10 protein-coding genes are annotated in these 8,284 nt (G+C 54.5%); 7 read left to right on the top strand and 3 right to left on the bottom strand.

Features of this window, described 5'->3' with window-relative positions:
- Positions 1 to 6 precede the first annotated feature (6 nt).
- The 3 genes from SHM7688_RS04770 to SHM7688_RS04780 all read left to right on the top strand — a co-directional run bounded on the left by SHM7688_RS04770 (position 7) and on the right by SHM7688_RS04780 (position 3,697).
- A complete protein-coding gene (locus tag SHM7688_RS04770; protein WP_058238827.1) occupies positions 7 to 1,848 on the top strand; it encodes an ABC transporter ATP-binding protein in 1,842 nt (613 codons plus the stop codon).
- 48 nt (positions 1,849 to 1,896) lie between these two features.
- Entirely contained in the window at positions 1,897 to 3,111 is a 1,215-nt protein-coding gene (locus SHM7688_RS04775) for a class I SAM-dependent RNA methyltransferase (protein WP_058238828.1), read from the top strand.
- A gap of 91 nt (positions 3,112 to 3,202) precedes the next feature.
- The gene (locus tag SHM7688_RS04780) at positions 3,203 to 3,697 is read left to right on the top strand and encodes a L,D-transpeptidase family protein (RefSeq protein WP_058238829.1); all 495 of its coding nucleotides are present in this window, start codon (positions 3,203 to 3,205) and stop codon (positions 3,695 to 3,697) included.
- On the opposite strand, the gene dalA is transcribed toward SHM7688_RS04780, so the two are convergent.
- Entirely contained in the window at positions 3,694 to 4,221 is a 528-nt protein-coding gene (dalA, locus tag SHM7688_RS04785; RefSeq protein ID WP_058238830.1) for a divisome-associated lipoprotein DalA, read from the bottom strand. The genes SHM7688_RS04780 and dalA overlap by 4 nt on opposite strands.
- A gap of 166 nt (positions 4,222 to 4,387) precedes the next feature.
- Between dalA and SHM7688_RS04790 the strand changes: the two genes are divergently transcribed.
- Together SHM7688_RS04790 and SHM7688_RS04795 are read left to right on the top strand one after the other, a co-directional pair.
- Positions 4,388 to 4,984, top strand: coding sequence for a L,D-transpeptidase (locus SHM7688_RS04790; RefSeq protein ID WP_058238831.1), 597 nt, complete (start codon positions 4,388 to 4,390; stop codon positions 4,982 to 4,984).
- 147 nt (positions 4,985 to 5,131) lie between these two features.
- Complete coding sequence (locus tag SHM7688_RS04795) at positions 5,132 to 5,311, top strand: hypothetical protein (protein ID WP_058238832.1); 180 nt, start codon at positions 5,132 to 5,134, stop codon at positions 5,309 to 5,311.
- A gap of 135 nt (positions 5,312 to 5,446) precedes the next feature.
- Here SHM7688_RS04795 and hemH read toward each other — a convergent pair whose 3' ends face one another.
- On the bottom strand, positions 5,447 to 6,499 hold the full coding sequence (gene hemH, locus SHM7688_RS04800; RefSeq protein ID WP_058238833.1) for a ferrochelatase: 1,053 nt from the start codon (positions 6,497 to 6,499) through the stop codon (positions 5,447 to 5,449).
- A gap of 23 nt (positions 6,500 to 6,522) precedes the next feature.
- Positions 6,523 to 7,341 carry a methyltransferase domain-containing protein gene (locus SHM7688_RS04805; RefSeq protein WP_058239015.1) on the bottom strand — a complete coding sequence of 273 codons (819 nt, stop codon included), beginning with the start codon at positions 7,339 to 7,341 and terminating at the stop codon, positions 6,523 to 6,525.
- 18 nt (positions 7,342 to 7,359) lie between these two features.
- Here SHM7688_RS04805 and SHM7688_RS04810 point away from each other — a divergent pair, with 18 nt between their 5' ends.
- The gene (locus SHM7688_RS04810; RefSeq protein ID WP_058238834.1) at positions 7,360 to 8,088 is read left to right on the top strand and encodes a ComF family protein; all 729 of its coding nucleotides are present in this window, start codon (positions 7,360 to 7,362) and stop codon (positions 8,086 to 8,088) included.
- A 36-nt stretch (positions 8,089 to 8,124) separates the two neighbouring features.
- A partial coding sequence (locus SHM7688_RS04815) for a glutaredoxin domain-containing protein (protein WP_306341257.1) occupies positions 8,125 to 8,284 on the top strand: 160 nt, incomplete at its 3' end.

Here is an 8,284-nt window from a genome sequence, read left to right on the forward strand (position 1 = left end):
CTTTCCATGTTCAAGTTTTTCGAGACCCTTGTTGACCCCTATTGCGACTATGATGAAGTCGACGCCCCGCCCACAAAGCTGTGGCCCTTCATGCGTGAATATGCGCGGCCCTTCCGCAAAGTCTTTGTAATTACGTCCATAATCTCTGTTGTCGTTGCCGCTGTTGAGATCGGTTTGATCGCCTATATGGGGCGGATTGTGGATCTGTTGTCGGGGGATCCGGCGCAGGTCTGGGCCGATCATGCGGGCGAATTCATCGCTGTTGTGCTGTTTGTCTTGTTCCTGCGCCCTGCGCTTCAGGCGCTGGACGTTCTGTTGCTGAACAATACGGTGCTGCCAAACTTCGGCACGCTTATCCGCTGGCGCGCCCATAAACATGTTTTGCGTCAATCAGTTGGCTGGTTTGAGAATGACTTCGCGGGCCGTATTGCCAACCGTATCATGCAAACCCCTCCCGCAGCAGGTGAAGCGGTTTTTCAGGTGTTTGACGCCATCACCTTCTCCATCGCCTATGTGGTTGGCGCAGCGGTGCTTTTGGCGGATGCCGACCCGCGTTTGGTGCTGCCGATGCTGGGGTGGTTGCTGCTCTATGGAGGCCTTGTTCGATGGACGGTCAAACACGTGGGCCCGGCGTCCCAAAAATCCTCTGATGCCCGTTCCCAAGTGACCGGCCGCGTGGTGGATGCCTATACAAATATTCATTCTGTAAAGCTCTTTGCGCACAACAAAAGAGAGCTGGAATACGCGAAAGAAGCCATTGAATATTCACGTGAAACTTTCCAGCAGGAGATGCGGATCTTCACGTTGATGGATGTGATGCTGGTGACGTTAAACGGCGTACTGATTGTCAGCGTGGTGGGCTGGTCAATCTGGCTGTGGATGCAAGGGCAGGCCAGCGTTGGTGTGGTCGCTGCCGCAACCGCACTGAGTTTGCGGCTCAACGCAATGACCGGTTGGATCATGTGGGCGCTGACGTCGTTCTTCCGTCAACTTGGCGTGGTTGCCGAAGGTATGGAGACCATTGCGCAACCGATTGATCTTGTTGATGAAAAATCCGCCAAACCGCTGGAGTTCCAATCCGGTGAAATCAAACTTGACGCACTGTCACACCACTATGGGCGCGGCAGCGGGGGCTTGGACAAGATCTCCCTCACCATTGCCCCGGGTGAAAAGGTGGGTTTGATCGGGCGTTCTGGTGCCGGTAAATCCACATTGGTGAAATTGCTCTTGCGGTTCTACGATGCAGAAAGCGGTCGTATTTTGATTGATGATCAGGATGTTAGCCAGATCACACAGGATAGCTTGCGCGATGCCATCGGAATGGTGCAACAAGATAGCTCGCTGCTGCACCGCTCTGTTCGGGACAATCTGCTATACGGTCGGCCGGACGCCAGTGAAGAGGAAATGATCGCCGCCGCGCAAAAGGCGGAAGCGCATGATTTCATTCTGGATCTTGAAGATCCGCAGGGCCGCAAAGGTTATGATGCCCACGTTGGGGAGCGCGGTGTGAAACTCTCCGGCGGTCAGCGTCAGCGGATCACTCTGGCACGAGTGATTCTCAAGGATGCGCCGATTCTGCTGCTTGACGAGGCCACCAGCGCGCTCGACAGTGAAGTAGAAGCCGCCATCCAAAGCACGCTTTATGGCATGATGGCTGGCAAAACCGTCATCGCCATTGCGCACCGCCTGTCAACAATTGCCGAGATGGATCGTATTTTGGTTTTAGATCAAGGGTATATCGTAGAGCAGGGCACACACGCCGAGCTTCTGGAACTGGGTGGCCAATATGCCGGGTTCTGGGCACGGCAATCTGGTGGTTTCCTGAATGCTGATGAGGCTGCGGAGTAAAGCCTGTCAGGGTTTGACCTCATGCCCCGCGCCCGCTAGGGGTCGGGCATGAGCCAGATCACCATCCAGCGATTGGGCCTGCACGGCGATGGTATCGCCGACGGTCCACTCTATGCCCCGTTGACCCTCCCTACCGAAATCATCGAAGGGGAGGTTGAAGGCAACCGTTTGAAAAACATACGGATTGTCGAGCCTTCGGCGCATCGTGTCAAAGCGCCTTGCCGTCACTTTAAATCCTGCGGTGGATGCCAACTGCAACATGCTACAGATGGTTTTTTGGCAGACTGGAAGGTGGAGATTGTGCGTCAGGCGCTGGCCGCACAGGGTGTTGAGACAGACCTGAAACCGATCATCACTTCCCCGCCGCGCTCGCGACGGCGTGCGGTGCTTTCTGCCCGGCGGACCAAAAAAAGCGCATTGGTTGGATTTCATGCGCGTGCATCTGACATCATCGTTGATGTGCCAGATTGCCAGCTGTTGCACCCGGATCTGATGCCGGCTTTGGACATCGTCGCAGAGCTGTGCCAGATCGCAGGCTCGCGCAAGGGTGAAATCAGCGCCACGGTCAGCTTGTCGGAAACCGGACTTGATCTGGCTGTGCGGGGCGGTAAGCCACTGGAGGGCCCGCTTTTGGCACGTCTCGCTCAGGAGACGGAACGCTTTGGTTTGGCGCGGCTTTCTTGGGATGGAGAAGTCATCGCCACACGGACGCCGCCCTATCAGAAGTTTGGGGACGCCCGTGTTGTCCCCCCTCCTGGCGCTTTCCTTCAGGCTACCAAAGACGGTGAAGCGGCGCTCTTGGCTGCTGTACAGGAGGCGATCACTGGCGGGAAGTCTGGGATCGATCTTTTCGCGGGATGCGGCACCTTCACTTTGCCCATGGCGCGCTATGCGCAGATGCATGGCATTGAGGGGGAAAAAACCATGGTGACGGCACTTGATGCAGGCTGGCGTTCTGCGCAAGGGCTTAAGAAGGTCACGGCAGAAGCACGTGATCTCTTTCGAAATCCAGTGATTGCTGAGGATCTGCGATACGACTTTGCGATCATTGATCCCCCTCGGGCTGGCGCTGAGGCGCAGATCGCGGAGTTGGCGCGCTCTAAGATTGCTGAAATTGCCTATGTGTCTTGCAATCCAGTGACGTTCGCACGCGATGCCGCCACGCTCATACATGCTGGATACGCTCTGGAGTGGGTGCAGACCGTGGATCAATTTCGCTGGTCGTCACATATTGAACTGGCATCAAGGTTTGTTCGGAATTAAAGCGCATCACACAGCCGTGAAAGACACGGTGCGTGCAGGTCTGATAGGCTACGCGCAGAGGCAGTAAAAACTTACACCAAGGAATCACGGAATGCGTTGGTTTTCCGCATTTTTGATCGCCGTTATGGCGTTCACGCTGGCATCATGCTCCAGCAAATTCATCACATATAATGGTCCAGAAGTGACGCGCGTTGCAGTCTTCAAGGAAGACCGCAAGATGTATTTGCTGCACCATAAAAAGGTGTTGAAATCCTATGATGTTGATTTGGGTTTTGCACCGCTTGGACATAAGCAGGTCGAGGGGGACGGCCGGACACCTGAGGGCGACTATTTCATTGACCGTCGCAACCCCAACAGCAAGTTTTACCTATCGATTGGGATTTCCTATCCCAATGCCGCAGACCGGGCCTATGCGGCAGCCATCGGCCAATCTCCGGGCGGTGATATCTTCATCCACGGCCGCCCAAAGGCGTTTCAGAACGGCAAGGACGACTGGACAGCCGGCTGTATCGCTGTGACGGACAAAGAAATGCGCGAGATTTACGCCATGGTCAAAATCGGCACAGTGATCTCAATCTACCCTTAAAACTGGGCCAACTGGACGTTAGATTGTGTGCCAATTTGACGTCCCATTACCAGCGTCCACCAAATTTTGCCGTTGTCTTCTTGAAACCAGGCAAACCCCATATCTTGAGCCTCTGGGTCGAGGATCACGGCGCGGGTATCGCTTTGTTCCATCCATGCTGCCAGCGTTTCGACTTCTGTTTCATATGTTTCGCTGATGGTTTCGCCTGTCAAAATACCAGTGTAGCCAACGCGGGCCACACGATCGAGCGGAGACGAGCCATCAGATCCAAAGTGCCATGGCCTGTTTTGCAAAGACATGTCACGGGCATGTGTTGCGGCGGCAGCGTTCAGCTGCGCATTCAATTCAACGGTTTGGGCGCCTGAGGCCTGACGAAGGGCATTGATGGAATCCAGTACGCGAAACTGAACGCGCGCAGTGCTGCTTGAAGAGATTTTATACTGTTTAGCGCCCGACGCACCGCCACCTGGGCCACAGGCCACCAAACCAAGAGTTGCCACCAGCAAAAGAGCAATTGCACGCATTTGAATACTGTCCCACCTTTTTGTTGGCTCACTCCTACCCGTCCGACGTTGCCATGAAAACCCACATCGATGTGACATATGTCTAATGAGCGGGGATTGGTTTGCGACTGCGGCATTCCCGCAATATGATGGTGTTGCCTGTTAGATTTGGTTGCTGGAGAGAATGATGATGGTGAAACGGTCCAAGACCTTAGGCCGCCGAGCCTTTTTGGCGAGCGGCGCAGCTTTTTTGAGTGCGCCTGCACTTGCACAAACGGAATCTGACACCACAGAGCTAGAAGGTGATCTGGATGAGCGCGTGGTGCGTAATATTTCCAGCTTCCGATCCTTGGACTGGGCGCCCTATTTTGACAATCTCAACAACGGTGCGGTCCTTGTGGACGTGACGTCGCGCGCGCTGCATTTTTGGTCAGAAGATGAGGCAATCTACAAACTCTACCCGACTTCCGTGCCGTTGACGGAGGATTTGACACGTTTGGGCAGAACGGAGGTCGTGCGAAAAGTGGAAGGTCCTAGTTGGCGTCCGACACCTTCAATGAAAGAGCGCAATCCGGAATGGCCTGATTTTGTCGGGCCTGGTCCTGATAACCCGTTGGGAACACACGCGCTTTATTTGAGTTGGACCTATTACCGAATTCACGGGACGCATGACACTCGCAAGATTGGTCGACGGTCGTCAAATGGCTGCATTGGTTTGTACAATGAACACATTGCGGAGTTGTTTTCATTGACAAAAGTTGGCACGCAAGTGTTGCTTATTTGACGACATTTTGGCTTCGTTAGATATCAAATAATAATCTTAGCTTTGCAATTGCAGAGATTTACTGTTTAGACGTGGACTACGAGGTAAGTCTTGGGTGCTTGTCATCGCCCTCATTGTAATGGTGGCAAGCGAATTCTGGAGGATACTATGAAGAAACTCGTTCTCGCTGCTGCTCTGACTGCTGCCGCTTCCACTGCATTTGCTGGCGGCCTGGCCGATCCAGTTGTTGAACCTGTTGTTATCGAAGAAGCCGCTGGCAGCTCCGGTAATGACGTTTGGATTCCGCTGTTGCTGTTGGTCGTTGTTGCTGCTGCAGCTGCAGGCTGATACATACAGCACTTGAATTGCAAAAAGGCGGGGTTATCCCCGCCTTTTTGTTTTTTGTTAGGTAGCCTGATCTCGAAAGTGTCTTGTGCAGGAGGTTGACCCCTGCGCAAGAGAGTCTTTGTTACGCGGTTGGAATTATTTGATCCAGCCGCCCATGTTTTCGTCAATGATATTACAGAGCGCCTCGATGTGCAGGGCATCATCGTTGAGGCAGGGAATATACAAAAAGTCTTCCCCGCCGGCTTCTTCAAAGCTCTCTTTGATCTCTTCGTTGATTTCTTCCAACGTTTCGATGCAGTCGGCTGAGAAGGCAGGTGCAATCACGGCAATACTCTTTTTGCCATCTTCCTCAGCCAGGCGGGCCACTTCATCCACAGTGTAGGGGCGCAGCCAATCTTCGGGGCCAAATTGTGATTGGAACGTGGTGCAAAGATCCGTGTCTTTCCAGCCGAGGCGCTCTTTGAGCAACCGCGTCGTTTTCTGACACTGACAGTGGTACGGGTCTCCCTCCATCAGGTAACGCTTGGGCATGCCGTGGTAAGAGACCACCAGAAGTTCCGGCTTTTTCTCCTGCGCTGCGTAGGCGCGCTCCACAGATTGCGCCAGCGCTTCAACATAGGCCGGATGGTCGAAATATGCCGGTACGGTGCGTGCTGCGGGCTGCCACTTCTCTTTCATCAGGGCCCGGAAAAACTGATCATTCGCGGTTGCTGATGTGGCGCCTGCATATTGCGGGTAAAGCGGGAAGAACACGATCCGTTCACAGCCTGCTTCGACCATCTCGCGCACTTTGGACTCTGTGGAAGGGTTGCCGTACCGCATGCAGAAATCAACCATCACCTGGTCCCCATGACGGTCCTGCATAGTTTCTGCGATTTTGGCTGTCTGATCTTTTGTGATCACCATGAGTGGGCTTTCGCCGCGCTCCTTGTCCCAAATCGATTCATAGGCTTTCCCGCTGGAAAAGGGTCGCTTTGTCAAAATGATCAGTTGCAGCAGAGGCTGCCACTTCCAAGATGGGTAGTCGATCACCCGTTTGTCAGAGAGAAACTCGTTCAGATATCGGCGCATAGGCCAATAGCTGTAGTCGTCAGGCGTACCAAGGTTGGCGAGCAAGATACCGGTCTTGCCGCGCGCAACTTTGGGGTGATCCGCTGGGGCATGAGCCGGGCATGTGGCGTGAGACATTGGGTTGGTCCGATTCGAATTGGTCACTTAGGAAGTTTGATTTCAGGGGCACCGAGTGCATCTGCAAGACGGCTTGTGGCGGATCCGGGGCGCAGCGGCTGTTGCTGGCTGGCATCAGGGCTCCAGCCGGTGAGATAAATCATCTCAAAGGTTGCAGGGATACGACCGTTTTCCATGAAGCTATCTACGTAGATTTCGCTGGCGCGGATCATGATTGCGCGACGTGTTGGGCTTTTTAGCCGCGCATGTAGGGCATTGTTTTCCCCCATCATGCGCAAGTCTTTCATGAGTGCCCAGGGCGTTTCATATGTCACCTTGAGAGGTACGGCATCGGCAACAGGCAAGGCCAGTCCTGCGCGCTGCAGCAAAGCCCCCATATCTCGAATTTCTGCCATTGGGGCGATGCGCGGTGACAAGCCTCCGGTGATTTCCACCTCTGCCTGCGCCAGAGAGGCGCGCAATTCATGGAGTGTTTGGCCGCCAAAAGCCACGGCGAGGAAAAATCCATCACTGATCAGTGCACGGTGGCATTGGATCACTTGGCCCACAGGATCATCTGCCCAGTGCAAGCCCAAGGCGTGGATGACAAGGTCGTATGATGTTTCCTTCAGATCTAGTGTGTTGGTGTCCGGCACGCACAGGGCCTCGGGGAAGGCGTCTCCCCAAACCGTTGGAAAGCCGGACACGATGGCGGACTTTGTAAAGGTTCTATTAACCAGATTTAAGCGATGCTGAATTTCATCAATTGCAGCCTCGTGCAGAAACATACCTGCGGTCAAATCCGCCCGCGCACGGTTGCGTTCCAAGGACTTTCGATCTGTGAGTTTAGGGGTGTTCTGCATGTTGCGGACAATAGGCATGTGACGGCCAAGTTTCAAACTGCCTTGAGGCTTTTGTTCCCGCCGCGTTGTGTCGCATGCGGAGCGCTGGTTGAAAGCGATTTTGCCCTTTGTGCAGGCTGTTGGCGGGAGGTGACATTTCTCGGTGGGGATGTGTGCGATGCCTGTGGCGCACCGGTGATTGATGGTGCTTCGGAGATGTCTCCATTGTGCGACAGCTGTCTTTATGATCGTCCGCCTTGGTCAAAAGGTCGGGCTGCATTCTTGTATGGTGGCGTGGGGCGCAGTCTGGTTCTCGCTCTGAAGCATGGAGATCGCACAGATATCGTGCGGCCCGCTGCCAAGTGGCTGGCAGGCGCTGCTCAGCCGCTTTTGAAGCCCAATACGCTTGTGGCGCCGGTGCCTTTGCACCGATGGCGTTATTTGCGGCGGCGGTATAATCAAGCAGCGCTTGTGGCGGAGGCAATGGCTCGGAATCTCTCGCTGCCGTATTGTCCTGATCTGCTGCTACGTGTCAGAGGCTTGGGCAGTTTGGAAGGGTTGGGAGCCGCCGCGCGCAGGCAAAAGCTATCCGGGGCCATCTGTGCCAATCCGAAACATGCTGAAATGCTACACAAAGCCTCGGTTTTGTTGGTGGATGATGTTTTGACCACGGGGGCGACGTTGAAAGCGGCAACCGAGGCTTGCCTCAATGCAAATGCCAAAGATGTGTGTGTTGCCACGCTGGCACGCGTTGCAAAGGACACCTAAATGGCAGACAACGAAGCAAAGCACAAAGGATCTGAGATGCAGCCCGTTGAAATTTATACCAGCCCGCTTTGTGGTTTCTGCCACGCCGCCAAACGTTTACTCGCGCAGAAGAACGTGACCTTCACGGAGATCGACGTGCTGCGCAATCCTGATCGCAAACCGGAAATGATGACACGCGCCAATGGCGGGCACACGG

The organism is Shimia marina, from assembly GCF_001458175.1.
Lineage (GTDB): Bacteria > Pseudomonadota > Alphaproteobacteria > Rhodobacterales > Rhodobacteraceae > Shimia > Shimia marina.